The organism is Legionella qingyii (assembly GCF_003990155.1).
Classification (GTDB): domain Bacteria; phylum Pseudomonadota; class Gammaproteobacteria; order Legionellales; family Legionellaceae; genus Legionella; species Legionella qingyii.
Window position 1 is genome coordinate 22,333 of the sequence record NZ_RZGX01000004.1, and the last position, 25,667, is coordinate 47,999.

Genomic DNA, 25,667 nt, shown 5'->3' on the forward strand with positions numbered 1-25,667 from the left:
TTAAGTCTTTATGAGTTAATCAAACACAACGAGGGTTTAATCATATGACTAATTTTAGTAAACTCAGTAGCCAATTATATTCATAGGTAATTACCATTGAAATTTAAGTTTTTCAAAATAAAGATTTTTTTATTCTGTTTACTCATTTTTTTGGGCATTACTAATGAGACTTTAGCATACACTGCTACTGATTCATGGGAAGTATTGCGCACGCAATTCACCCTAAATCATGAAACATCGCGCGCTGAAGTGCAGGAGCAAATCCGCTGGTTTATAGCTCACCCAGGCTTTCTTAATAAAGTATGCCGTCAATCTGAACCCTATCTTTATCATATCATTTATGAGGTAAAAAAAAGAAACCTACCTGGTGAATTGGCCCTGTTACCCATGATTGAAAGTGCTTATGACCCCTTTGCATATTCTGTAGCTGGTGCCGCTGGATTATGGCAATTAATGCCACAAACAGGTGCAGGTTTAGGATTAAAGCAAGATTGGTGGTTTGATGCACGACGCAGCATTAGCTCCTCAACCGATGCCGCGCTCAACTATCTTCTTTATCTCAATAAATTCTTTAATGGCAATTGGATTCTAGCCATTGCTGCCTATGATGCGGGAGAAGGAACTATAGATCGGGCAATCAAAGCAACAGGTGGGCGTGCTCAAAGTTTTTGGGATTTGGCAGTACCAAGAGAAACTCAGGTTTACGTGCCTCGCCTGCTCGCCTTAGCAGAAATAATTAAAAGTCCATCACAATATAAATTAACGCTACCTGAAATACCTTATCTACCTTATTTTGTGGAAGTTAATATTGGGAGTCCAATTGATTTAAACCATGCTGCAAAAATGGCAGGAATTAGTTATAAAGAATTAATCAAATTAAATCCTGGTTTTAATCGCTGGACTACAGCCCCTGATAAACCCATTAAATTACTTATCCCTGCTGAAAAAGTACATCAATTCAATTTAAATCTTGCTAACTTACCGGCAGAAAAACGTGTTAGTTGGGAAAAGCACATAGTACAACCCGGTGATAACTTGGATAGTATTGCTGTTAGATATCACACTACGGTGAATTTAATAAAACAGCTAAATCAACTCCAGACAAATCATGTTGAACCCAATCAATTCCTTTTAATTCCGAGTACGCGAAATACTCCAGTTGTAGTTAAAAAGGAACCTGTTACGTCTGCCCTACCATTAGGACATCAAATAGTTATGCCACAAAATCAACGTGTTATTCATATCGTGCAAGACAATGAGACATATCAGACGCTGATAAGAACTTATAACGTCAGTGCTAAAGACATACAGATATGGAACAAATTAGCAAGCAATCAACAGTTACAAAAAGGTCAGCAACTCGTGATCTGGAAAAAGGTAACTCAACCCATTCAGTATATTGTAAAACAAGGTGACAGCCTTAGTGCTATAGCCCAACAACATAAAACGAAAATAGAACGCATCATTGCATTAAACCCTGGCCTTAAGCGAAATGAACCTTTATATCGTGGGCAAAAGTTATTGGTTGGTTAATTAATTTACTTTTGTAATTTCAAATGAGTTGATGAAGCTTATAACCGCTCACTTTGCTCGAGAACCGAACCAACCGTCTTTATGAACTCATAATGCCCTAATATTAACAATTATTTTTCATTTCTCGTATAAAGCAAGGAGGTGAGCACAAAAACTTGTGTTATACTCAAAGTAACTTATTTTATTGCATTAAAGTGTATGAAATTACTATTTGATTTTTTTCCTATAGTTTTATTTTTTATAGTATACAAATTTTTTGGTATCTATACCGCGACAGCTATTGCGATGATAGCATCTTTAAGTCAAGTTGCTTTTTTTAGATTAAAATTTCAGCATTATGAAAAAATGCATTTAATCAGCCTTGCAATAATCATGATTCTGGGAGGGGCCACTCTCTTTTTCCATAATCCCTGGTTTATTAAATGGAAGCCTACCGGTATTTATTGGCTCTCCGCCTTAGTCTTTTTTAGTTCAGGTTACATTGGTAGCAAACCTTTGATCCAAAAAATGATGGAAGCTAATGTGACGCTACCAGGAAAAATCTGGTATAGACTGAATACAGCATGGGTATTGTTTTTTATTTTAATGGGCGCAGTAAATATTTACGTTGCCTATAATTTTAATACTGATGCCTGGGTTAACTTTAAGTTATTTGGTGGGGTTGGTTTTACTCTGCTTTTTGTATTAATTCAAGCTTTTTATCTAACAAAACACATGGATGAGACTGGACTTGAAAAACAATAGGAGCGAGAATGAGACTATTGCTAGTTGAAGACGACGAATTACTTGGTGATGCGGTTAAAACGGGCTTAACTCAATTTGGTTATATTGTAGATTGGCTTAAAGATGGTGAAGCGGCTCGTGCTGCTTTAAAATCCGAATCATTTGAGCTGATTATTCTCGATTTGGGTTTACCTAAGTTGTCTGGTCTCGGATTATTACAAAATATACGTCATGATGGCAATCCTACTCCAGTTATTATTTTAACAGCCCGAGAATCAGTTGAAGACCGTGTAAAAGGGTTGGACAGTGGCGCAGATGATTACTTGATAAAACCGTTCGATCTCAACGAACTTAGCGCAAGAATCAGAGCCCTGGTCAGACGCTCACAAGGCCGTGCAGACTCAGTTCTGCAATATAGAAATATTACTCTAGACCCAGCGGCCCACTCTGTATTTGTTGATGATATTTTAGTTAATGTCCCACGTAGAGAATTTGCATTACTGCAGAAGCTTCTAGAAAACAGCGGTCAGGTTTTATCACGCGAACAACTTATGCAAAGTATTTATGGTTGGGAAGAAGATGTAGATAGTAATGCACTAGAAGTACATATACATAATTTACGTAAAAAACTTAATGCCAATTTTATTCGAACAATTAGAGGTGTGGGATATATGGCAGAAAAAAATGATGGTATTGCTGTATCGTGAAATCTTCTATAAGAAAGTTTCTTTTAATCAATTTATTGCTGGCCATTACTATAACGACCACATTAACTGCTATAGGTAACTATTATCTTGATCAAAAGGATATCCAAGACCACTTGGATAGTTTAATGGCCGTTTCTGCACTTTCTTATCAGGCATTACTAGGTGATGATCTTCATCAGCGCCCTCTTTCGAAAATTCAAGAGGCACTCGAAACAATTCCTCAAAAGATTGATACATACTATCAAAAAAGATTTCTCAATGAAGAACCCCCGGAAAACTATCTTGATAAGTTTAATTTTCAGGTTTGGACCAATGGTGGAAAATTATTATTGCATTCATCTTCAGCCCCCAAAATTCCTTTAACTTCAGAAGTTGATGGATTTAGTGATAAAAAAATATCTACCCAAGATTGGCGTGTTTTCACTACTTACAATGATAAAGCAGGAATCCGTACCGTTTTAGCTGAACGTTACGATACACGAAATGAACTAGGTCATAGAATCGCTCAAGATGACCTTTATATTATGCTCTTAACATTTCCATTATCTGGCTTATTAATATGGATTATTATTGGTCGTGGCTTGGATAGCCTGGATAAGGTTGCTGAGGAAGTAGCTAACCGCGCTCCCAGTCATCTTGAACCAGTTGATTTACATGAAGTTCCAGAAGAAATTAAACCCGTAATTGACGAATTGAATAAGTTGTTTTTCAGGCTAAAAGAAGGATTTGAACGAGAAAAACGTTTTGCGGCCGATGCAGCGCATGAACTACGCACCCCACTTGCCGCACTAAAAACACAAGCACAAGTTGCGTTACATTCAAATGATATAGAGGAAAAAAATCAGGCATTACAAAAGCTTATTGCAAGTGTTAATCGCAGCACTCACATAGTCCAACAGTTACTTACTATGAGCCGACTTGTTCCCGAAGCAGCGCACATGGATGAGAAAGATGAGGTCAATTTAAGCCGATTAACTCGCGAAATACTAGCAATGCTTGCACCTGCTGCGGTAGAAAAGCAAATTGATCTTGAATTTGAAAGTGATGCAGAAAATCTAACTGTGTATGGCAATGCCACTGCTCTGGGAATATTAATTCGTAACCTTGTAGATAACTCCATACGATACTGTAATGCCAACGGTCGAATTATTGTACGACTGGCTAAATTAAAGGATGAGATAATGCTCGAAGTCAGTGATAACGGACCGGGTATTCCAGCTGAATTACAATCACGTGTTTTTGAGCGTTTTTTCCGTGTGCTAGGAAACAAAAGTCCAGGAAGCGGTCTTGGCTTAGCAATAGTTCAGCAAATTTCCGAATTACATGGCGGAAGGCTTATGCTCGATACTCCCAAAGACAGTACGGGTTTAATTGTAAGATTCTTTATACCTGTTCAAGAACATAATAATATAACAACCAGGTAATATAGCGAACTGGGAGAAATATAATAGAATCGCTGAGTTTCGTTACACTTCTCCCAGGCTTGCATTTAATTATCGAGCGGCTAAAATTTGTAACGCGTCGCGGATAAGTTGCTCGCAGCTTTTAGAATTATCATTCACTTTATTGACAGCTTTCAATGCTTCCTGAGGCTTATACCCCAATGCTTCTAAAGCACAAACAGCCTCATCTTGGCCACTCATTATAGGAATCGATTTATTTAGAGAGGCAGAAGAAGATACAGAAAATTGCTTCATGCTATCACGCATTTCAACAACTAAACGCTCCGCTGTTTTTTTACCTATACCAGGTAATTTCATTAAAATGGAAGCGTTTTCTTGTTGGATGCATTGAATAAACTCATTCGGAGTAATACTAGAAAGAATCGACATCGCGAGTTTTGGACCAATACCATTCACTTTAATCAACGCTCTGAATAGCTCTCTCTCTTCTCTCTCCAAAAAACCATACAACAGTAAAGCATCTTCTCGAACAACAGTATGTATGTGCAACCCTACCGAGCCATTTAAGCTATCCAGCTGAAAAAAGGTATTTAATGAGGTTTCCACATCATATCCAACTCCATGGACATCAAGGACCAATTTTCCGGGTTGATGTTTATCAATAACTTGTCCATTCAACCAACCAATCATCTCTTTCTTCTCCTTAATCCTCGCCTGCCAATTACGGATGATAAATTATGACGCATATGACTATGGCAAATCGCTATTGCCAATGCATCTGCAGCATCTTTCTGCGGCGCTTTATTCAAGGCTAGCAAATGCACGACCATGTGACTTACTTGGGCTTTTTCGGCAGCCCCATAACCAACAACCATTTGCTTTATTTCTCGTGGTGAATATTCGCTTACTTTAACACGATGTGATGCTGCAGCAACCATAGCCACACCACGTGCATGCCCTAATTTTAGAGCTGAGTTTGGATTTTCATGCATAAATACTTGTTCAATCGCTACTTCATCAGGGGAATAATGGTCCATTAATTGACAAATGCCATCATATATTTGCAATAATTTTTGACTAAGCTCACTATCTGGAGTTGTACGTATGCAGCCACTATCAACGTACTCAATTTTACGGTCTGATTCTTTTATCAGACCGTATCCAGTAATCCTTGATCCGGGGTCTATCCCTAAAATAATAGCCATTAACTAATTGATTCTAATATTTTTTCTGAAAAATCAGCATTACTATACACTTCTTGAACATCATCTAAATCTTCCAACATATCGATTAACTTCAAGAGACTTTCCGCCGATTCATCATCAATAGGAACTAAAGTTTGTGCGCGCATGGTTAAATGAGATTGCTCAATATCGAGACCTGCTTCTGTAAGCGCATTTAATACACTATGATATGCTTCCACGGGAGTAATCACTTCAATCTGGTTTTCATCTACAGAAACATCATTGGCGCCCGCATCTAAAGCGATTTCCATAACCTGTTCTTCAGACTGCCCTGGTGCCATAAGAATCTCTCCTTGATTGTTAAAGAGATAAGATACTGAGCCATCAGTCCCCAAATTGCCGCCGCATTTCGTGAATGCATGACGCACTTCAGATACAGTTCGGTTTTTATTATCCGATAAACAATCAACAAGGACGGCAACCCCTCCTGGTCCATAACCCTCATAACGCATGGCAACCATTGCCTCGCCTTCAAGTCCACCAACACCGCGTTTGATGGCATTATCAACTGTGTCGCGCTTCATATTTGCAGCAAGCGCTTTTTTAACCGCATCTCTTAATCTTGGATTAGAAGACTCCTCTCCTCCCCCCATACGAGCAGCTACCGTAATCTCACGAATTAACTTGGTGAATATTTTTCCACGTTTTGCGTCTTGAACTCCTTTACGGAATTTAATATTTGCCCACTTACTATGACCTGCCATAATGCTACCTCAAAACCATATTTAATTTTGTATAAATTATACATGCTCTTTTGTTAAAAAGAATAACTTAACTTACTTTTGGACTCGACATTTTTAACTTTTTTAGACTATAGTAGCCATCATCATCAAGTTTTTTAATTTATTGTAAATAAATGTTGCCCGGGTGAAGCGCAGTGAACCCTGGTTTAATGACGCAGTATATTTTTCCTCGGGTTCCGCTGCGCTCTACCCTGGCTGCTCAAAAAACCATAAACACTAAAGGAGATAACAGTGTATTTGCAGGGATTTGGTAATCATCATCAAACTGAAGCAGTACCAGGCGCTTTACCTAGTAGCCAAAATTCACCCCAACACTGTAGCTTAGGTCTTTATGCCGAACAATTAAGTGGGACAGCTTTTACTCGTCCAAGACAGAATAACTTACATAGCTGGCTTTACCGCATATTACCTTCCGTTGTTCAAGGCACTTATCAAGCCTATGAAATGGAACTCTTTAAACCTCATCATGCAGAACAATCTCCAAATCCTTTACGCTGGTCTCCGATAGATCTATTTAAAGAAGAGGATTTTGATTTTGTTGAAGGCATGTTTCATCTTGCTGGCAGCCAGCATGTGAATGCATATGTTTATCATTGTACTCGTTCCATGCACAATAAATATTTTGCCAATAACGATGGAGAAATGCTTTTTGTTCCATACCTGGGTGAAACGAATCTACACACGGAGTTTGGAAAATTAAATATATGTCCCGGCATGATAGCTGTTATCCCTCGTGGTGTTAAATTCAAAATGGAGCTCATTGGTACCGAATCAAAAGGATATCTATGTGAAAATAGTGGCAGCCCACTTACCCTGCCTCCTTTAGGAGTCATAGGCGCAAACGGCTTAGCGAATCCACGACATTTTCAATATCCAATTGCAGCGTTTGAACAAGGTGTTACACATGCAACTCTTATTTGCAAATACCAAAACAAATTATGGACAGCGAAATGTGATCACTCGCCACTTAATGTAGTAGCCTGGCATGGTAATTATGCACCCTATTGTTACGATTTAAGCTTGTTTAATACAATTAATACAGTAAGCTTTGATCATCCTGATCCTTCTATCTTTACCGTGTTAACTTCCGAAAGTGATACACCAGGTGTATCTAATTTAGACTTTGTAATTTTTCCTCCGCGGTGGATGGTTGCCGAACATACATTTAGACCGCCTTATTACCACCGTAATTATATGAATGAGCTCATGGGGCTTGTTCGTGGTGAATATGATGCTAAAAAGGAAGGATTCTCTCCTGGCGGAGTGAGTATTCATAATTGCATGACACCGCATGGACCGGATCAAGTAAGTTATGAACAAGCGGTAAATCAAAAATTAGAGCCTGAATTGTATTTAAATACCTTAGCTTTTATGTTTGAAACCAGGGATGCATGGCAGGTTACTGAGCAGGCAATGCGTATTCCCCAAATGCAGAAAGATTATGCTGATTGCTGGAAAGGACTTAAAGTAAATTTTAAATGTCCATAACATTGTGGTTAGTCATAGCCTGGATAAAACGAAGTGGAACGATGAGATACCCCAAGTCCCTTCATTTCAACCAGGCAAAATAAGTTGGACATAGAGATTTTTGCAGTTAATTTAAAACAAATCTTCCTGCGTTAATCCCATTTTTTCCAATAAGCCACGCAATGTTTTTAATGCTTCAACTTGGATTTGACGTACACGCTCTCGTGTCAAATCAATTTCTTTGCCAACATCCTCAAGCGTGGCTTTTTCAAAACCTCTTAAACCAAATCTTCTTGCAATAACTTGTTGTTGATTCTCAGTCAACTTATCCAATAAAGATTCTATATGTAAACGTAAATTTTCATTAGTTAAGAGCTCTGCAGGATTCACGCTGTTTTCATCAGCAATAGTATCCAATAATGATTTATTCTCATCAAAGCCAATTGGTGTATCAACAGAAGTTACTTTATCATTCAAACCCAGTAACTTTTGTACATCTTCTAATGGTTTATCAACCATTTCAGCAATTTCTTCAGGTGAAGGCTCATGATCTAGTTTTTGCGTGAGTTGTCTTGCGGCTCTAAGGTACACATTCAACTCTTTAACCACGTGTATCGGTAAACGAATTGTCCGCGTTTGATTCATAATCGCACGCTCAATCGTTTGTCTAATCCACCATGTAGCATAGGTTGAAAATCGAAAACCTCGTTTAGGATCAAATTTTTCGACCGATTTCATTAGGCCTAAATTTCCTTCTTCGATTAAATCAAGAAGAGGTAAACCGCGATTAAGATAACGACGTGAAATTTTAACTACAAGCCGTAAATTGGATTCGATCATCTTTTTACGAGCCGCAACGTCTCCTTTTAAAGCAAGAGTTGCATAATGCACTTCCTCTTCAGCACTAAGCAGAGGAGAAAATCCAATTTCCCCCAAATAAAGCTGGGTCGCATCCATCATCTTTTGTGCATTTTTACCACGAAATGAAGGAAACGCATTATCATCCGAAAAATCAGGAAATTCAGAACCCTCATCTTCTGCATCTTTTTCAAGAAGCGAATCAATGTCCTCCTCTATTAAGAGCGATTCATCGTCTGGTTCAGACCAATCTTCATCCTTAAGTTCCGGTTCTTTAATTGACTCATCGTCTTCGTGCATTATTTTTCACCTATAGTGTTATAGCCTGTCTTCATTTCTACTATCTTGAGCCAAACTGACCTGATTTTCTACGTTTCGATGCTCACATACTACGTGTGCTGCGCTTCGGTACTCGAAAATCAATCCAGTTTGGCTCAAGCTAGCGAAATGCATACAGACTCTAGTCATGTTGCGAAATTTATTTCATAACTACATTATACTTCATAAAAACATTATTGTTGCTATAACTATAAGTAATCTGTCAACCTTTTTGTAGATAATTCAAAGGATTGACTGGTACACCTGACCTTCTGATTTCAAAATGAACACCTGTATATTTGCGATCTATAACACCCGCAATTGCAATCGTTTGACCGGCCTTCACATGTTGTCCTTCGGAAACCATAATTCGTGCGTTATATCCATAAGCAGTTAAATATCCCTGATTATGTTTAATAATAATCAAGTTACCATAACCTGCTAATCCACTTCCAGCATAAGCGACCACACCACTTGCTGCAGCAATCACTCGCTCACCCTTTTTACATGCAATATTTATGCCTTTTTTACCTTGTTCAGGAACAAATGATGTAACAACATGCCCACTTACAGGCCACATCCATCCCGAAGCAGAGCGAGCAAATCGATTTGCTGGTGAGTAAATTACAGTGGGTCTTGCTTGGGTTTTTGGTGCAACATAATAATTTCGTTTTATGACGGGTCGACGTGCTGTTTGTCTATGTCTTGGAGTAATGCCTCGCAAATTGATAACCTGCCCTACTCTCAAAGAATAAGGTGGATTAATACGATTCAAGCGAGCCAGTGTTTGATAATCAGTATCATAACGAAATGCAATGGAAAAAAGGGTGTCTCCGCGTTTTACAACATACACTTTTTGATGGCGCCAATAAGGATTCCATCTGGATTCCATAACAGGAGCTAAGTTATTTCCGCACCCTACTAAAGTCATTATGAGGAAAAGACATAAAAATCTTTTGCAAAATGTGACTATCATTTATTACCTCAAGCAAATTGTTTTATTGAATGTGGATCCCATCAAGCCAGTTGGCCAATTGATCGAACATTTTGTAATTCGTCATATCCAAATGAAGTGGTGTAATTGAAACATACCCTTCGCTTATCGCATTAAAATCTGTTCCAGGACCAGCATCAGCCTCTGCTCCAGGCAAACCGATCCAATAGATGGGCCGTCCTCTAGGATCCTGATCTTTTACTACAGGCTCAGCACCATGTCTTGTTCCCAAACGGGTTACTTGCATCCCCTTAATTTGATCCAAAGGAAGATTAGGTACATTAACATTTAAAATAGTTTGGGAAGGCAGGCGATGTATACTTAATTGCATCACCAATTGTTTCGCAATCGATGCGGCTGTATCATAATGCTGAATATTATCTCCAACCATAGAAATCGCAAGAGCAGGCAACCCTAAATAACGACCCTCCATTGCAGCAGCGACAGTCCCTGAATAAAGAATATCGTCTCCTAAGTTTGCACCTTCATTAATTCCGGAAACAACCATATCAAATTCAGTATCTAAAAAACCGGTTACAGCCAAGTGCACACAATCAGTTGGGGTACCTTCAACACTATAATAGCCATTATCCAATTTTTTGACTTTTATGGGACGTGATAAAGTCAAAGAATTACTTGCTCCGCTTCTGTTTCTATCCGGGGCAACTACGTCAATATCGACAAAAGTAGACAGCTCGTTTGCCAGTCTATTAATTCCAGGTGCAAAAACACCGTCATCATTACTTATTAATACTCTCATTTTTTAACTCATAGGTGATTCAAACCATCTAACCACAGCTAAATGATCAGCTAAGTCACTTATGTTTTGAGTTAAATTGGCTTGTAAATTTGCATTATTTTTCTCAGCTTTTAATTGCGCTTGATCTTTAGCAATCATCTCTTGCAACGCCATGATTTTTTTTCCAAAGCCTTGGGGACTGAGTTGTAATTGATATGCCAGTTTATTCATACGATTGGCAAGAGCTTCCAATTGCTCACAGCTCATACCCTGCGGTTGTTTTTCAGGACAAGATTTTATCGCTTGTTGTAATTCATTGGGATGTGATTTGTAATAATGTTCATTTTTCGCTGAGCAAGATGCTAATCCTAAAATGACAAATAGCGCTACCAAACATTTATTCATACTCAACCTATTGTAAACTACAAAAAACCGATATTATCATTACACAACTGCTAACGCCATCTTATGAGATAACCATGCTTGATTTTAAATTGCTACGTGAGCCACAAACTGGAGAACAATATATTGAAACTTCTCTTTGTGGCAAACCCCTTCTTACCACCCCTCAGTTGAACAAAGGAACGGCGTTCACAAATGAAGAAAGAAAAGAGTTTGGCCTATTAGGCAAGCTACCCCATCGAGTTGAAACTTTGGATGAACAAGTCAAACGAGCTTATTTGCAATATTCCAGTTATACAACACGATTACAACAAAATATTTATTTAAATAATTTGCACGATAAAAATCAGATCTTATTCTATAAATTAATCAATCGTCATTTAGGTGAAATGTTACCTACAATATATACCCCTATTGTTGGAACTGCGGTAAAACGATTCAGTCATGAGTATAGACAACCTCGCGGTTTATATATTTCGCATTCTGATAAGAATCAAATAGAAGAAATATTAAAAAATCGTTCTAATCCAGAAATTGATGTGATTGTCGTTACCGATGGAGAAGGAGTCTTGGGTATTGGTGATCAAGGGATCGGAGGAATGGATATTCCCGTTGCCAAACTAATGGTCTACTGTTTATGCGGCGGCATTGAGCCGACTCGCACCTTACCGATATTTCTTGATGTAGGCACAAACAATCAGGATCTGCTCAATGATCCTATGTACCTAGGTTGTCGTCATCCTCGCATCAACCCGGCAGCATATGATGAATTTATCTCCACTTTTGTTCATGAGATTCACAAACAGTTTCCCAATGCTTTTTTACACTGGGAAGATTTTGGTCGAGGTAATGCACGACGCATTTTGGAAAAATTTCAAGATCAATTGTGTACCTTCAATGATGACATTCAAGGTACCGGTGCCGTCACATTAGCTGCCTTATTAGCGGCCTGTGATGTAACGGGTTCAAAACTGCATGAACAACGTATTGTTGTTTTTGGTGCAGGATCAGCCGGAACTGGTATTAGCGATCAAATTATCGACGCGATGGTACGTGAAGGAATTAGTCCAGAAGAAGCATATCAACGATTTTGGTTAATCGATCGACAAGGACTGTTGCTCAACACCGATCCCGATCTTACTGAAGCACAAAAGTGCTATGCACGAGATCCTAAAGAAATAAATAAATGGGCCATCAATGAAAAACAGCATCCCTCACTTACTGATACTGTTAGACATGTAAAACCCACAGTCCTTATAGGTTGTTCTGCGCAACCAGGAGCTTTCTCACAAGACATCATTGAAACCATGTCAGTTAATTGCGAACGTCCCATTATTTTCCCCTTGTCTAATCCAGATGAGAAATGCGAAGCAAAACCAGCAGATATATTAACCTGGAGTCAAGGTAGAGCGTTAATTGCTACAGGTACAGCATTCCCTGAGGTTGAATACCATAATCGAATGGTACAAATTGCTCAATGCAATAATGCATTAGTTTTTCCTGGCATAGGACTAGGAGTCCTCGCGGTTAACGCAACAAAACTAACAAAAGAAATGATCCTGGCTGCAGCTCATGCTTTATGCAAGTTTGCACCAAGTAAAAAAGAAAGTTACTTACCTTTATTACCCTCTTTGGATAATGCACAAACCGTCGCCAAAGAAATTGCGGTTGCCATAGCACGCTGCGCTATCGATTCAGGGCTCGCGCAAAAAAATAATGATGCTGATTTAGAAAAACTAATAGAGGACATGTTTTGGGAACCAAGATATTTGCCATTTAAATATAAAAAAGGATGATAATCAGTAGCCTGGGCCAGCGCAGCGAAACCCGGGCTTTCTAGGGTCTGTTGACAATTGCTTCATTAGCCTATATTCCGCACATTATGCGCGGAATATAGTAAATCCTGCATTAAAAATAAACTTCTTATCCCAGGCTACACCACAATTATTTCCCATCAGTGTTTACAAAATTTACTGTAATACTTTTCAAAGTTGCAGTATCAGGCTCCCAAGATCGAGCATATTTAAGTACAATTACCGTACTTTCGGGATAGTTTTTCCCCTTCTGTCTCGCAAAGGTGAAATGCATTTGCCCGCCAGCGCCAATAAGATTAGTTTTTGGTCTTTCATAAGTACTACTACGGAGTGTCAATAAATCTTTATCGAAGCGTACAATCGACCATTGAAATCCTGTAGTTGGATTTGCAGGTAACGTTACAACAAAACTTGGATCATTAACATTAACATTAACATTCATGGATAAATTATTATTTGCATGGATTATCGTTGAAAAGCCAAGAAGCAATAAACTTAGTACGGATTTCATTAACCAACTCCTTTTGTATATTCTACAATCAGTTTAGTCTATTTCGTCGGTTTCTGTTACGTTATTCACTTCATTCAACCCAAAAGCTTCTCAAAACATAACTCACTAAAATAATCCACATTGTAAATGCTCTAAATGAAAGTTAACTATTTGACTCTATTAATTAAATTGGATAATCTGCACAAAGCTCAATCACCGTGAGGATTTTATGTTAAATTTAATTGGCTGGGATGAAATTAGTGAAATACTCGATTTAAAAAATGAAGAAGGAGATGAAAACTATCTTTCGGGAATCATTGAGCGAACGATGAGCAAATATCGAGAGCGCCCCGGTTTTTTTACTCCATACCGAGATGGCCAGGAGTTTGCAGGCGAATTGTTGGCGCCAATCTGGTATCCTTTAATATCTACACTTGGTACGGCTTTTATGGCAATTACTGCAGTTGTTGCTGCGTGTTACTTCGTAGGATTCATGTTACTCGGTCTTTTATCGATTGTAATGATGAATGCAGAATATCGTAATATAGCATTAGAGGGAGCCACAAACAGTCTTGCACTAACGGGTTTAACGCTTCTTGGAACTGCAGCAGGTCTGTTGTTGACTCTTCTCAGCATTCCACACAGCATTATCTCACCTTGTACTCGTTTCAGTGCCACCGCTATTTCAGCAACAACTGGTGGCTGTGATGACAATTATCAATTTAGCAATTCATTTTAAGCTATATGGCGGAACCCAAGAAAGTAATATAATCGATGCCGCGCTCTGATACGCTTCACTCAGGCTCCAAAACATAATTTTCAATATAAATCTTGATATTAGCGCCTGGAAAAGCGATTATTTTATCTTTTTATAATCACAGTTAGGAGCGCGTGTGGAACACGAGACCATGGAATTTGATGTAATCATCGTCGGTGCTGGACCGGCGGGGTTATCTGCCGCGATTAAATTGAAGCAGCTGGCTTTGGCTGCAAAAAAAGAATTATCTGTTTGTATCTTAGAAAAAGGAGCTCAAGTTGGTGCTCATATTCTTTCTGGAGCGGTTCTGGAGCCGAAAAGCCTTAAAGAACTACTCCCTGATACCTGGCAAGATGCGCCTCTTGATACTGCGGTAACTGAAGATTTATTCTATTTTTTAACTCAAAAAAATTTCTATAAACTTCCCACCCCCAAACCCATGCATAATAAAGGTAATTATATTATTAGTCTGGGCGAGCTTTGCATGTTTCTTGCCCAACAAGCAGAATCTCTGGGTTGCGAAATTTATCCTGGCTTTGCTGCAGTTAAGGCCCTTTATAACGATAAAAATCAAGTTATTGGCGTTGCAACCGGGAATGTAGGCCTCGATAAAAATAAAGAGAAAACGAACAACTATCAACCTGGAATGCATTTACTTGCTAAGCAGACATTGCTTGCTGAAGGGTGTCGTGGACAACTTAGCCAAAGCCTGATGGTACGCTATCACCTCAGGGATAAAGCAAATCCGCAAACTTATGGATTGGGGATAAAGGAAATATGGCAGATCAAAGAAGAACATCATAAACCCGGACAAGTAATTCATACTGTGGGATGGCCCATGGATTTCGCAACCTACGGCGGTTCATTTATATATCATTTATCTAAACAACGTGTTGCCATTGGTTTTGTAGTTGGTTTGGATTATAAAAATCCCTGGTTAAATCCTTTTGCAGAGTTTCAACGTTTCAAAACGCACCCATTAGTTCAACCTGTTTTAACGGGAGGCGAACGAATCAGTTATGGTGCACGTGCGCTTAATGAAGGTGGGTGGCAATCTTTACCAAAGCTTACATTTCCAGGTGGCGCTTTAATTGGTGATGCCGCAGGCTTCCTTAATGTCCCTAAAATCAAAGGAATACATACAGCAATGCAATCGGGTATGCTTGCAGCAGAAGCATGCTTTGAGGCGCTACAACAAGAAAGCGAAGCCCAATTTGAATTAACTAGTTATCCGGAAAAAGTCAAAAAATCCTGGCTAGAAAAGGAACTCTACGCTGTTCGCAATATAAGACCAGGATTTAAATACGGTTTAATTCCAGGCTTGCTCAATGCGGCTTTTGAAACATACATTACACGTGGATACTCCCCATGGACACTGTCAAATCATGCGGATCACAATGCATTGCTTCCGGCCAATGAAGCAAAGAAAATAGATTATCCCAAACCCGATGGCGTGCTTACTTTTGACAGGCTGTCATCTGTCTTTTTGTCAAATACCTATCATGAAGAAAATCAACCCTGCCATCTCGTATTGAAAAAACCTCAATCGGCAATAGATATTAATTTAAAAACCTATGCATTCCCTGAAGGTCGATATTGTCCTGCAGGGGTCTATGAAATTATTGAAGAAGAACATGGCCCCAAATTACAAATTAATGCTCAAAACTGCATTCATTGTAAAACTTGTGATATCAAAGACCCTCGACAAAATATTGTTTGGCATGCCCCAGAAGGTGGCGGTGGACCAAATTATTCCGGGATGTAACAACCGAAGCAGGTTGTGTTTACAACTCAACCTGCTTTACTCATTTTTTGAGCATTCTTTCAAAAAAATGCCATTTTATTAGTGTTTTTTTAATCATTCTCTATCATAATTCGCCCTCGAAAAAGCCTCAGGCTATTTATTGACAATGAAATCACATTAAAGGGTACCTATGTCCAGATTAACAAAAATACATAAAAAAGTGCTTGCCAATTTTAATGATTATGTATCAGACACAAATCAATTCCAGTTATTAGCTGAAAATATTAAGCTGTTTGAACAAATACCAGCTCGCTATTTGAAAAAACTCTATAATAATATGTCTGCCTTTGATTATGCAAAAAATAACGACGCTCTATTAGTTATTGCCTATAGCTATATCCATTACTCTTATGAAAATAAAGAAAATACAACTCTGGAAAACTCGCTTATTATGTTAGACAAAGCGAATGATTGTTTTCAGAAAATTATTCATTCGCATACATTACTCCATCCTTCTCATTTGAATGAAATACACTCAGGACACATACTGAAAGCCAACTTTCAGTTGCATAAAATTAAATTACTTAAGGCTGAAATGCGGCTTTTTTATATTGAAAAAGAAGAAAAGAATAATATGCCAAATGCAGCTTTAATAAGAAAAGAACTAACAAATATTATTGATGAATACACTAATTTTAAAGGAATATTAGAGAGTAAATATAAAGATAGGACTCTTAGAGCTCAACTCTCAATAAATAACAACCTCTTGGATTCTATTGAAACGGGACTTGAACTGGCAAATGATTTATTAAAAAAATTACCACAACAAGCCCCCAAACGTCGTTTCTCTGAAACTATTTCGGAAAGTAACTCTGCTGAGCAGAAAAGTACTCAAGATACGCCGAAAAGAAAAAAAATGAAGCGCGCCGAAGTAAACAATAGTACATCAACACAAGTAAGTTCAACACAATCACAACAAATAAATTTAGATAATGGAAACTCCAGGTCTGAGTGGGATGACTTGGCGGCGTTAACCGCTGTTGTGGCTGATACAGGCCCGATGGAAGTTCATAAGCCGCATGAGATAATTTTTCCATACATGCCTCAACCTTCTCTGCCTCGATTTGTAGAAGACAGTAAAACCTTTCTGAACAAGTTTCAAGAATGGTCTAAAGTATATTTTGCTCTTCATAGCAATTATTCAAAACAGCAAATAAATGACAAATCTCTCGAGAAAATCGCTCACTCATTATTGTTAGCCGCCGTAGGATTAAAAAAAGAAAGCGCTATATTTAAGGATGAACAATTCAATCCCGTAGCTCAAGTCGCGGTGCAGTTCCTTTTATTTATTTGTGGAATAGGAACACAATCAGAGCTTGAAGCATTAAAAAAACAAAGCTTATTAGCAAATACTTACTCTCCTCTTTTGAAACCGTTTATTCGTTCATTTCTTCATGTTCCACCGGAAAAATTCATTAGCCACTTAAGAATGCAATTTGCTTCTGAAGCGCCTTCTAATATTTCATTTCGAGGCTTAGAAATCCATGAAATAGTCGAAAAATTATTTAAACATTTTGAAACAGTATTACCGGCTGATGATTATGAAAAAGTAACAGAATTCTTTGTTGATGGTCTAGTACAAGCGCATGACAAGCTAGTTGAGCAAAATGCTGCTGAATTTCATTTCACAGTATAGCTATATCAACTAATTCCTGAAGTTGGTGAAACGAAGTGGACATTTACTCATCTGGTTAAGTTCACTTAGCGCACTTCGTTTCACCCACATAACTTCTGATTATTAATCTCTAAATCAATTAGTTAATAACCAAAAGCTCGAGATTCTACCTTATCGTGGGTTTCTTCAGACTCTAATGCTAGATTCGCTTCCAACATCTTTTCAGCCAACCTTTTCGCTAATTTTGGTAAATCCTTTGGAACCTCCTTGGATATTTTTTTAAATCCTTTCGTAAAAGAAGAAATTTCCATCTTTATTGCTGAAAGTAATTCACTGCCATCACAAATGAAAAAATCTGACTCAGAAGGATTGCATGAAGGTTTAGAGTTTTTTTGTTTTAAGACCCAACTTATTTGACTTACCAGAAGTCTACGAAATTCAGCATGATCAGGTAACAAGGAGTTGAAACTAATGAATCCTGGAGGAGTAAACTTATTTTTAATAGCAGAATCAAAATTAGCTTCCATGATTCGCAATTCTTCCAGATAACCATATACTTGAACTATTGTATGACCTAATTTTTCTAAGGTTTCACCGTATTCTCGCCCATGATAAACGTTCACATAATGCGCCAAAAACGGCAAAACTATTGCCAGTGGTTCATTAAATTTTTCTGTTTGCAAGAAGTCCAAAGCCGCTGTTTGAATTTCAGCTCTTAATTCATACTCTTTCTTTTGTATCCTCTTCATCGTCATTAAATTACAATTTATCTCTTTAGGAAAAAAATGACGTTTGTCTTTATAAGAAAGCCCCTTAACAAATGGGTAATTATCAAATTGGGTGATCCCCATTACTGCATCGATGCGTTCTCTTAGGAATTCACAGAGTTTATCAACTTGTCCTGCGTCATCACTTGTCTCTATTAAATAAACAGTTAATGCTTTATCTAGGATTTGGCAAAGCTCTTTCATTAGTTTAACCTGCTCTCCTTGCGTGTGTTGAAGCAGCTTTTGCGCTTTTTCAGTGTGAAGAGACTTTAAACTGCCTGCTGTATGCCACTTGGACTTAACCAGCAAGTCGATATAGGTATTATAATGTTGCGCCAAAACAGTACATGCAATCGTTCGACGATATAATTCTGGATGCTTTGTTTCAGAAATTAAATTATCCAGACAAAGCACACCAAACATAGTTCTATGAGATTCAGCTCTTTTTAATATTGGTTCTTCTGCTTCTTTGGCTTCTGCAACTTTAGCAGTTTTTTTCTTGATTTTTATAGTTTCACTACTTAGTGCTAGAGAAATACCTGGTGGCGCATTAGAAGAAGTTGCTCGAGGAGTTGCAGGTGGAGTCGCTGGAGCGGTTGGTAGGATTGGGAAGGATGTGGATTTTCCACTTCGGAAAAACTTTAAAGCTTGGGTAATTGAACCTTTGCCTGTGGGCGTCTCTGTGTGCCCGTTCTTCTCATTACTTGATTTGTCAGTAAACGGAGGGTCCCCTACCCTTATTTCCCCTTGAGAATCAGGCACATTAATTTCTCGCGGAGATGCTGGTCCAGATTTGCTTTTAGGAGGCTTGGGCGGTTCATACTTGCGCGGAGATGACGGCAGGGATTTGCTTTCAGGATGTTTTTTCATAATGCTCTTCCTTAAATTATAAAAACTGGGAAAGTGTAGTTGAGAACGCCCCATGAGATCAAATAAATATCAAAATGTGTGACTTATTGGAGGTAGGAGTAATAAAAACCAACTATTGTCTTCTATTGCTAACGGTAAATTTTTACACTTAGTGTAAAGAATAATTGAATTCGTTTATGCATCCACTTTACTCAGATATTTTTAGGGCGATAAACGTTGTAAATTCCATTCATTATTTTTTAAAACATACTCCCAAACATCGGACAGTTCATCTTGCCGGTATGCATAGAATACCATGCGTTCCGGCTTGATACGGAAACCGCAATATTCAGGGCTTAGAGGGATTAGTTTATTCAAAAATGACTCCTCTAACTTCTGACGTTTTTTTTCGAGAAATTCTTTACTCTCAATTAATTGCATTGAATTCGGAGCATAGCTTAAAAAGCGAATTTGAGCCCATTGAGGATAATTATCCCAATATTTTTTATTCTCAGCATGATTTAGAAATAGAGCGTTACCTTCAATAATCACTTCTCGCTGCAAAAGCTCCAGCCAAAAAACAAGACTTACTCGAGGATTGTTTTTTAATTCATTTACCTTACGAGTCCTTTTTTGCGTAAAAAATAAAATCCCTTCATCTGAAATTTCACGAACAGCAACGACTCGGCTATGCGGGACACCATCTAATGAAATAGACGATAAAACAGCGTGACTTGGGTTAGGTGCCCCAGTCTCCCGTTCTCTTGCCAACCAAAGATTCAGTTCAATAATAGGATTTGATTGCATTATCTGCTTTTCCTTTGACTAAAGAAAATAAAGGCCTCACTTTTTCTAAATAAAACTCCAACTCGTTCATAAGCTCCTTTTCCCTCTTTTTTCCTCTTTAAAATCTCGTAACACTCTTCAGCACAAAGAAACATCTAAAGGAACTTCAATACGAACACATAAATCAATATATTGCCCAGGCCATTACCAATAAGGTGATGTTTGAATATGTGCTTGCGGACAACTGGCTTGGCTCGAAGGCTATTATGGTTCACATCCATAGATAATGGTAGCTTAAAAATATCCTCTTAGATCCTAGGCTTCGCTGCACTGTACCCAGGCTTATTAATTAATTCTTCTTGGGAAGCCATGTAGTTTAAAATTGAAATAGTGGTGTAAATGCCATATGCCTTAACTCATTAAGCCACTGTTCCCTTGGTTTTCCACCTGGTGCTGTAGGTTCATGCCAATTATTTTTACACCAAAGATAGATATCCAGGCTTTTCATTTGGCTAAAATCATTGATCGCATGTAATAACTGTTCATCAATAGCTAAAATACGCTGATATCCCTCTATCATCCAGGCAAATTTCGTGGCCCATTCGGAATATGGACTGCCGCATAAATCTAAAAAAGGTTTGGCAATATCAGCCATAAACCAATGATAAACCGGTTCATCAAAGTCAATAAAGTGAATTAGTTTGCCGTCAAACAGCACATTTCCTGGACGATGATCCCCGTGTGTCAAACCAAAATTAATGTTATTTATTGTAAAAACTTTGAAGTGCTCATCAATGGTGTGGAATAAATCCTGAATAGCAGAATCCTCATGAGCAAGGTAGTCTGCCGTTTCGTTCCATAAATCGTTCCAGCTTCTAAAATGATGGCCATCCGCTTGATAACTTCCTGCAGCACGATGTAAACGAGCCAATGCTTGCCCCCAGTGTACGTATACATTTTTATCCTGATATCCAAAATGCATAATAGTTCCCGGTACTTCAGAACATACCTGGGTTAAAAAATGGAGTTCTTCTTGCACTACAGTTTCAATATAACATCCATTTTTCGATATAAGCACGTCACAAACTGGCGCATCCATTTGAAACAAATGTTGCTGAAAATCGATGGCAGCAATTAATTCTTTTTGTGGCCGAATTTTCTCATGCGTTATGCGTAAATAGAATCCTTTACCCTCAGACTCAAAACGATAAACACAATTGATTTGGTTGTTAACCAGTTGTAAATTAACTGGATTATCTACCCATTGCAAAGCGGCTTTCAAAGCTGTTTTATTGCTGATTTTTTTTAGGGTGTTTTCCCAAACCATATCTTTTAACCTAATAATTTATATTTATTTAGAGTAGATTACTCTCATCATAATTTAGAAAAATCTCTTCACAACACATTGATGGATCATTTTGTAAATATATATCGATTAATATAGACCATAGCAAGGTGAGATAAAATTATAGGATAACCATGGAACAATCTACTTTCTGCCCTCCCCACTTCTTACTCGATTAAGAGTGAAACTTTTATATTGCAATCAACTTCACTCAGTTGATAGATTTTTATCCCATGTCTAGACTCAATCGAGTATGCTTTTCAAGTCGGTCCTTATCCTGAAACGCAATAACAGCATCCAATATCTGCTCCACATCGCCTTTGTCTGCCCAAAAACTTTGAAAAGCTAAAGGATATGTAGCTCTAACATTCTTTTTGGAAATTTTTTGAGGATTTTCAATTGCTTTTAATAGTGTTTTTAATAATGAAATCTTATCATTTATTTTTTCATTTTTAGGATCAAATTTTGACTCTAACAGCTTCAATTTGTTCTGAATCAGCTCTAAAAGATAAGCTTTAACTGCTGCACTATCCATTTTCCGAATCACTGCACTGTAATCACAACACGTAAACATCCTGTGATGTTTAGGCTCTTCTTCATTAGTTTTAGAGTTAAAAATGGCCGCCTGATTCACCACTGCATCCTGCGTTACATCTGGCTTGCTCAAGTGGAGCCAACCTTTGATGAGTTGTTTTACAGAATAAGGAGCCATACGCCATAATAAATCAACACCAGTAAATAATACTGCAGTAATTGAAAATCCAGCACCTAGAACTGGAGCCATAGGAAAAAGTAAAACAAAAACAACGGCACCTAAAGCTGAGGCTAAAAAGGCCATGGCAAAGGCGTTACTTAAAGCTGCCTGCATATAATGCATACGTTGAATACTGTCTTTGGGGGATTCAAAGGCTCTATATAAATTGATTCCAAACATCATGAACTGATGAGTCAATGCCACAAGTAAACTACTAAAAAAAAACCAAGGGCCTGCAGCAAAGCTAAAACCAAGAATCTTTGATAGTGCAGCTCCATAAAGTGATACACTTGCTAAAGCAGCACAAATCGCAGAAGTAGCAAAAAGTAACCATCGATCAACATTGCGATTGCTGGCTTTTGCAAGTTGGAATCCATTAATTAAGGCATTTACCGTCAATAAGAAACCAATAAAAGGCAAAATGATATAAAACAAAGGGGATGCACTAAATGCCGCTGATAGTCTTGCATCAGCCATTGTAGCAAATAAAGCTATTTCCTGAGTTTCTCTAATGTATGTAATCGCCTTCTGGAAGTGAGTAACAAACATAAGCCACCTGATAAATTATTATTATTCCTTAGATTGGGCTCAATACCCAATATGAATTCTTAAAACATAGCCCGGCTATCGCGAAACCATACCGGTGTTTGTGATCGTCACAAAAAACTGGGTTATGGTTCCACGATAGTCAGGCTATATCTCTGGTATATTGCTCTTATTATTGGCGCAAATGTGGGAACAAAATAACGTCTCGAATTGACTGAGAGTTGGTAAACAACATGACCAAGCGATCAATACCTATACCCTCTCCTGCTGTAGGAGGCAATCCATATTCCAGTGCTTCGATGTAGTCACTATCAAAGTGCATAGCCTCTAGATCACCTGCATCCTTTTCTTCAACTTGCTTACGAAAACGTTCTGCCTGATCTTCTGCATCATTTAACTCAGAAAATCCATTAGCAATTTCTCGACCAGCAATAAAGAACTCAAACCGATCCGTAACATCTGAATCATGATCACTACGGCGTGCCAAAGGAGAAATTTCAGTAGGATAACTCGTAATAAAAGTAGGCTGAAATAATTGATGTTCAACAGTTTCTTCAAACAATATGATTTGCAGTTTGCCTAAGCCATCCGTTTCTTTAAAAGGAAACCCTTTTTTCTGCAATATCTCACGACAACTTGCTACACTTTCTAACTGTTGAGCATTGATTTCTGGATGATAATATAAAATTGCTTCTTTAACCGTCATGCGTGCAAATGGCTTATTAAAATCAATCATTTGACCTTGATACTCCACCTGCCGTTTTTCCATAACCGTATCACAGAGGTAACGCAATAATTCCTCGGTAAAATTCATCAAGTCTTGATAGTCTGCATAGGCTTGGTAAAATTCAACCATAGTAAATTCTGGATTATGACGCGTTGAAATTCCTTCATTACGGAAATTACGATTAATTTCATAAACGCGCTCAAATCCGCCTACAACGAGACGTTTTAAATAAAGCTCAGGCGCGATGCGCAAATACATGGTCATATCCAAAGTATGATGGTGCGTAACAAAAGGACGTGCCATAGCCCCACCCGGGATGGGATGCATCATGGGTGTTTCTACTTCCAGAAAATAGTGTTGATCCATAAATTGTCTAAAGGCTTGAATTAATCGCGAACGTGTTAAAAATGTAAGGCGACTTTCATCATTAGCAATTAAATCCACATAGCGTTTACGGTACTTAACTTCTTGGTCGGCTAACCCATGAAATTTATCAGGTAAGGGGCGCAATGATTTCGTCAATAACTCAATATGCTCCGCATTTACGGTAAGCTCACCCGTATTTGTCTTGAATAACTCACCTTGAACCCCAACAATATCACCTAAATCCCAATGCTTGAATTCCTCATATTGCTCGGGAAGATCATTAGCTCGGATATATACTTGAATCCGTCCAGAAAAATCTTGAATATGGAAAAAACTGGCCTTGCCCATAATACGCCTCAATACGATGCGGCCGGCAACAGTAACCTTAATATGTTGTTGTGCTAAAGTTTCTTTATCTAATGAGTCATAATGTTTTATGACTTCTTGAGCTAAATTTTCACGACGAAATTGGTTTGGAAAATTAAAACCTTTTGTACGTAATTCAGCCAATTTTTGTTTACGAATATAATAAACTTCGCTTTCATCTATATGTTCAATATGTTCTTCACTCATGCTGCCCTACTCCTGCCTTTAAACTGGCTTCAATAAATTGATCCAACGCCCCATCCAAAACTGCTTGTGTATTGCTTGTTTCAACACTGGTTCGCAGATCTTTAATACGAGATTGATCCAAAACGTATGAACGAATTTGGGATCCCCAACCTATATCTGATTTACTGGCTTCTAACGCTTGCTGCTCTGCATTTTTCTTTTGCATTTCCAGCTCATACAACTTAGCACGCAGCTGTTTCATTGCCTGATCTTTATTACGATGCTGACTTCTATCATTCTGACATTGTACTACAATTCCACTTGGTGCATGAGTAATACGCACTGCTGAGTCAGTTCGGTTAACATGCTGCCCTCCGGCCCCGGAAGCCCTGTACGTATCAATACGTAAATCAGCAGGATTAATTTCTATATCAATATCATCATCGATTTCAGGTGAAACAAATACTGCTGCAAAAGAAGTATGTCGTCGATTTCCTGAATCAAAAGGAGATTTTCGCACTAAACGGTGCACTCCGCTTTCTGTACGCAACCATCCAAAAGCATACTCTCCCTTAAAATAAATAGTAGCACTTTTAATACCAGCAACTTCACCCGGAGAACACTCAATCAGCTCCGTAGTAAATCCATGTTGCTCACCCCAACGTAAGTACATACGCAATAACATCTCGGCCCAATCCTGAGCTTCAGTACCACCAGAACCTGATTGAATATCTAAGTAAGCATTTGAGTCATCCATTTTCCCAGAAAACATCCGACGAAACTCTAAATCAGCGACTTTTTTCTCAATAGAAATTAACTCTTCACCAATTTCATTAATGGTTTGTTCGTCGCCTTCTTCACGCGCGATTTCAAATAATTCATTTAAATCAGTAATGGATTGACCTAATTGAGTTAAAGTTGAAACAACTGCTTCCAACTGTGTTCGTTCACGACCCAGGGCTTGAGCAACCTCCGGATTATCCCAAACTGTAGATGACTCCAATTCTCGAACGACTTCTTCTAAACGCTCATTCTTAGCGTCAAAGTCAAAGATACCCCCTAAGCGCGTCTACTCGCTTAATAAGATCCACCAGATTAAGATTAATTTGGTTTACTTCTAACATAAGTGTCTCTTTAAAATTAGTAATTAGATCCCAGCCCTAATCTCAATGTAGTCTGGATGCAGCGTAGTCACTCTGCTTTTAAGTTAGTAATAAACTCCCCTCTCCCATTACTGGGAGGGGGGTTAGGGGGAGAATGAGCTAATAAATATCCTCATCCGTCCTAACGAGCACTTTCTCCCTTTTGGGGAGAAGGGAATTTCGCTTAACTTAAAAGCAGAGTGACTACGCTGCACTCGAGCT

General features: G+C 38.3%; 23 protein-coding genes. 9 read left to right on the forward strand and 14 right to left on the reverse strand.

Features of this window, described 5'->3' with window-relative positions; genetic code table 11:
• Positions 1-96: 96 nt before the first annotated feature.
• The 4 genes from ELY20_RS03645 to ELY20_RS03660 all read left to right on the forward strand — a co-directional run bounded on the left by ELY20_RS03645 (position 97) and on the right by ELY20_RS03660 (position 4,387).
• Positions 97-1,533 (forward strand): lytic transglycosylase, encoded by a 1,437-nt coding sequence (locus ELY20_RS03645; protein WP_110141544.1) that lies wholly within the window; start codon positions 97-99, stop codon positions 1,531-1,533.
• A 198-nt stretch (positions 1,534-1,731) separates the two neighbouring features.
• The gene (locus ELY20_RS03650; RefSeq protein WP_110141571.1) at positions 1,732-2,277 is read left to right on the forward strand and encodes a septation protein A; all 546 of its coding nucleotides are present in this window, start codon (positions 1,732-1,734) and stop codon (positions 2,275-2,277) included.
• Positions 2,278-2,285: 8 nt separating this feature from the next.
• Complete coding sequence (locus tag ELY20_RS03655; protein ID WP_110141543.1) at positions 2,286-2,963, forward strand: response regulator; 678 nt, start codon at positions 2,286-2,288, stop codon at positions 2,961-2,963.
• The gene (locus tag ELY20_RS03660) at positions 2,960-4,387 is read left to right on the forward strand and encodes an ATP-binding protein (protein WP_110141542.1); all 1,428 of its coding nucleotides are present in this window, start codon (positions 2,960-2,962) and stop codon (positions 4,385-4,387) included. The genes ELY20_RS03655 and ELY20_RS03660 overlap by 4 nt, the downstream gene beginning before the upstream one ends.
• Positions 4,388-4,456: 69 nt before the next feature.
• On the opposite strand, the gene ruvA is transcribed toward ELY20_RS03660, so the two are convergent.
• The 3 genes from ruvA to ELY20_RS03675 are packed head-to-tail and all read right to left on the reverse strand — an operon-like array spanning position 4,457 to position 6,314.
• Positions 4,457-5,056 carry a Holliday junction branch migration protein RuvA gene (gene ruvA, locus ELY20_RS03665; protein WP_110141541.1) on the reverse strand — a complete coding sequence of 200 codons (600 nt, stop codon included), beginning with the start codon at positions 5,054-5,056 and terminating at the stop codon, positions 4,457-4,459.
• Positions 5,053-5,571, reverse strand: coding sequence for a crossover junction endodeoxyribonuclease RuvC (gene ruvC, locus ELY20_RS03670; RefSeq protein ID WP_110141540.1), 519 nt, complete (start codon positions 5,569-5,571; stop codon positions 5,053-5,055). Before ruvC ends, ruvA begins: the two co-directional genes overlap by 4 nt.
• The gene (locus ELY20_RS03675; protein WP_110141539.1) at positions 5,571-6,314 is read right to left on the reverse strand and encodes a YebC/PmpR family DNA-binding transcriptional regulator; all 744 of its coding nucleotides are present in this window, start codon (positions 6,312-6,314) and stop codon (positions 5,571-5,573) included. The genes ruvC and ELY20_RS03675 overlap by 1 nt, the downstream gene beginning before the upstream one ends.
• Before the next feature lie 270 nt (positions 6,315-6,584).
• Between ELY20_RS03675 and hmgA the strand changes: the two genes are divergently transcribed.
• Positions 6,585-7,841, forward strand: a complete 1,257-nt coding sequence (gene hmgA, locus ELY20_RS03680; RefSeq protein WP_110141538.1) for a homogentisate 1,2-dioxygenase — start codon at positions 6,585-6,587, stop codon at positions 7,839-7,841.
• Positions 7,842-7,952: 111 nt separating this feature from the next.
• On the opposite strand, the gene rpoS is transcribed toward hmgA, so the two are convergent.
• From rpoS to ELY20_RS03700, 4 genes are all read right to left on the reverse strand, one after another.
• On the reverse strand, positions 7,953-8,978 hold the full coding sequence (rpoS, locus tag ELY20_RS03685) for an RNA polymerase sigma factor RpoS (protein ID WP_110141537.1): 1,026 nt from the start codon (positions 8,976-8,978) through the stop codon (positions 7,953-7,955).
• Between the two features lie 241 nt (positions 8,979-9,219).
• Positions 9,220-9,972, reverse strand: a complete 753-nt coding sequence (locus ELY20_RS03690; RefSeq protein ID WP_110141536.1) for a peptidoglycan DD-metalloendopeptidase family protein — start codon at positions 9,970-9,972, stop codon at positions 9,220-9,222.
• Between the two features lie 22 nt (positions 9,973-9,994).
• Complete coding sequence (gene surE, locus ELY20_RS03695; RefSeq protein ID WP_110141535.1) at positions 9,995-10,750, reverse strand: 5'/3'-nucleotidase SurE; 756 nt, start codon at positions 10,748-10,750, stop codon at positions 9,995-9,997.
• A 3-nt stretch (positions 10,751-10,753) separates the two neighbouring features.
• Positions 10,754-11,134, reverse strand: coding sequence for a hypothetical protein (locus ELY20_RS03700; protein ID WP_110141534.1), 381 nt, complete (start codon positions 11,132-11,134; stop codon positions 10,754-10,756).
• Positions 11,135-11,208: 74 nt separating this feature from the next.
• On the opposite strand from ELY20_RS03700, the gene ELY20_RS03705 reads away from it, so the two are divergent.
• Positions 11,209-12,927 carry an NAD-dependent malic enzyme gene (locus ELY20_RS03705; RefSeq protein ID WP_110141533.1) on the forward strand — a complete coding sequence of 573 codons (1,719 nt, stop codon included), beginning with the start codon at positions 11,209-11,211 and terminating at the stop codon, positions 12,925-12,927.
• A gap of 148 nt (positions 12,928-13,075) precedes the next feature.
• Here the strand turns inward: ELY20_RS03705 and ELY20_RS03710 are convergent, their stop codons facing one another.
• Positions 13,076-13,456, reverse strand: coding sequence for a protease inhibitor I42 family protein (locus tag ELY20_RS03710; protein ID WP_110141532.1), 381 nt, complete (start codon positions 13,454-13,456; stop codon positions 13,076-13,078).
• 208 nt (positions 13,457-13,664) lie between these two features.
• On the opposite strand from ELY20_RS03710, the gene ELY20_RS03715 reads away from it, so the two are divergent.
• The 3 genes from ELY20_RS03715 (at position 13,665) to ELY20_RS03725 (ending at position 17,632) form a co-directional block, all read left to right on the forward strand.
• Positions 13,665-14,174, forward strand: a complete 510-nt coding sequence (locus ELY20_RS03715) for a hypothetical protein (RefSeq protein WP_110141531.1) — start codon at positions 13,665-13,667, stop codon at positions 14,172-14,174.
• A 154-nt stretch (positions 14,175-14,328) separates the two neighbouring features.
• Positions 14,329-15,957: an electron transfer flavoprotein-ubiquinone oxidoreductase gene (locus ELY20_RS03720; RefSeq protein WP_110141530.1), complete on the forward strand. Its 1,629-nt coding sequence runs from the start codon at positions 14,329-14,331 to the stop codon at positions 15,955-15,957.
• Between the two features lie 169 nt (positions 15,958-16,126).
• Positions 16,127-17,632 carry a hypothetical protein gene (locus tag ELY20_RS03725; RefSeq protein ID WP_110141529.1) on the forward strand — a complete coding sequence of 502 codons (1,506 nt, stop codon included), beginning with the start codon at positions 16,127-16,129 and terminating at the stop codon, positions 17,630-17,632.
• 122 nt (positions 17,633-17,754) lie between these two features.
• Here ELY20_RS03725 and ELY20_RS03730 read toward each other — a convergent pair whose 3' ends face one another.
• The 6 genes from ELY20_RS03730 to prfB all read right to left on the reverse strand — a co-directional run bounded on the left by ELY20_RS03730 (position 17,755) and on the right by prfB (position 25,427).
• Positions 17,755-19,248: a hypothetical protein gene (locus ELY20_RS03730; RefSeq protein ID WP_110141528.1), complete on the reverse strand. Its 1,494-nt coding sequence runs from the start codon at positions 19,246-19,248 to the stop codon at positions 17,755-17,757.
• A gap of 201 nt (positions 19,249-19,449) precedes the next feature.
• Positions 19,450-20,034 (reverse strand): pyridoxine/pyridoxamine 5'-phosphate oxidase, encoded by a 585-nt coding sequence (locus ELY20_RS03735; RefSeq protein WP_110141527.1) that lies wholly within the window; start codon positions 20,032-20,034, stop codon positions 19,450-19,452.
• Between the two features lie 355 nt (positions 20,035-20,389).
• Positions 20,390-21,340 (reverse strand): phosphotransferase enzyme family protein, encoded by a 951-nt coding sequence (locus ELY20_RS03740; protein WP_110141526.1) that lies wholly within the window; start codon positions 21,338-21,340, stop codon positions 20,390-20,392.
• Between the two features lie 244 nt (positions 21,341-21,584).
• Positions 21,585-22,661, reverse strand: coding sequence for a hypothetical protein (locus tag ELY20_RS03745; protein WP_110141525.1), 1,077 nt, complete (start codon positions 22,659-22,661; stop codon positions 21,585-21,587).
• Between the two features lie 169 nt (positions 22,662-22,830).
• Positions 22,831-24,324 carry a lysine--tRNA ligase gene (lysS, locus tag ELY20_RS03750; protein ID WP_110141524.1) on the reverse strand — a complete coding sequence of 498 codons (1,494 nt, stop codon included), beginning with the start codon at positions 24,322-24,324 and terminating at the stop codon, positions 22,831-22,833.
• Positions 24,317-25,427, reverse strand: a protein-coding gene (gene prfB / locus ELY20_RS03755; protein ID WP_110141523.1) for a peptide chain release factor 2 whose coding sequence is annotated in 2 segments (ribosomal slippage) — positions 24,317-25,351 and positions 25,353-25,427 — 1,110 coding nt in all. Because the reading frame shifts where the segments join, the coding sequence is not laid out codon by codon here. Before prfB ends, lysS begins: the two co-directional genes overlap by 8 nt.
• Between the last annotated feature and the right edge of the window lie 240 nt (positions 25,428-25,667).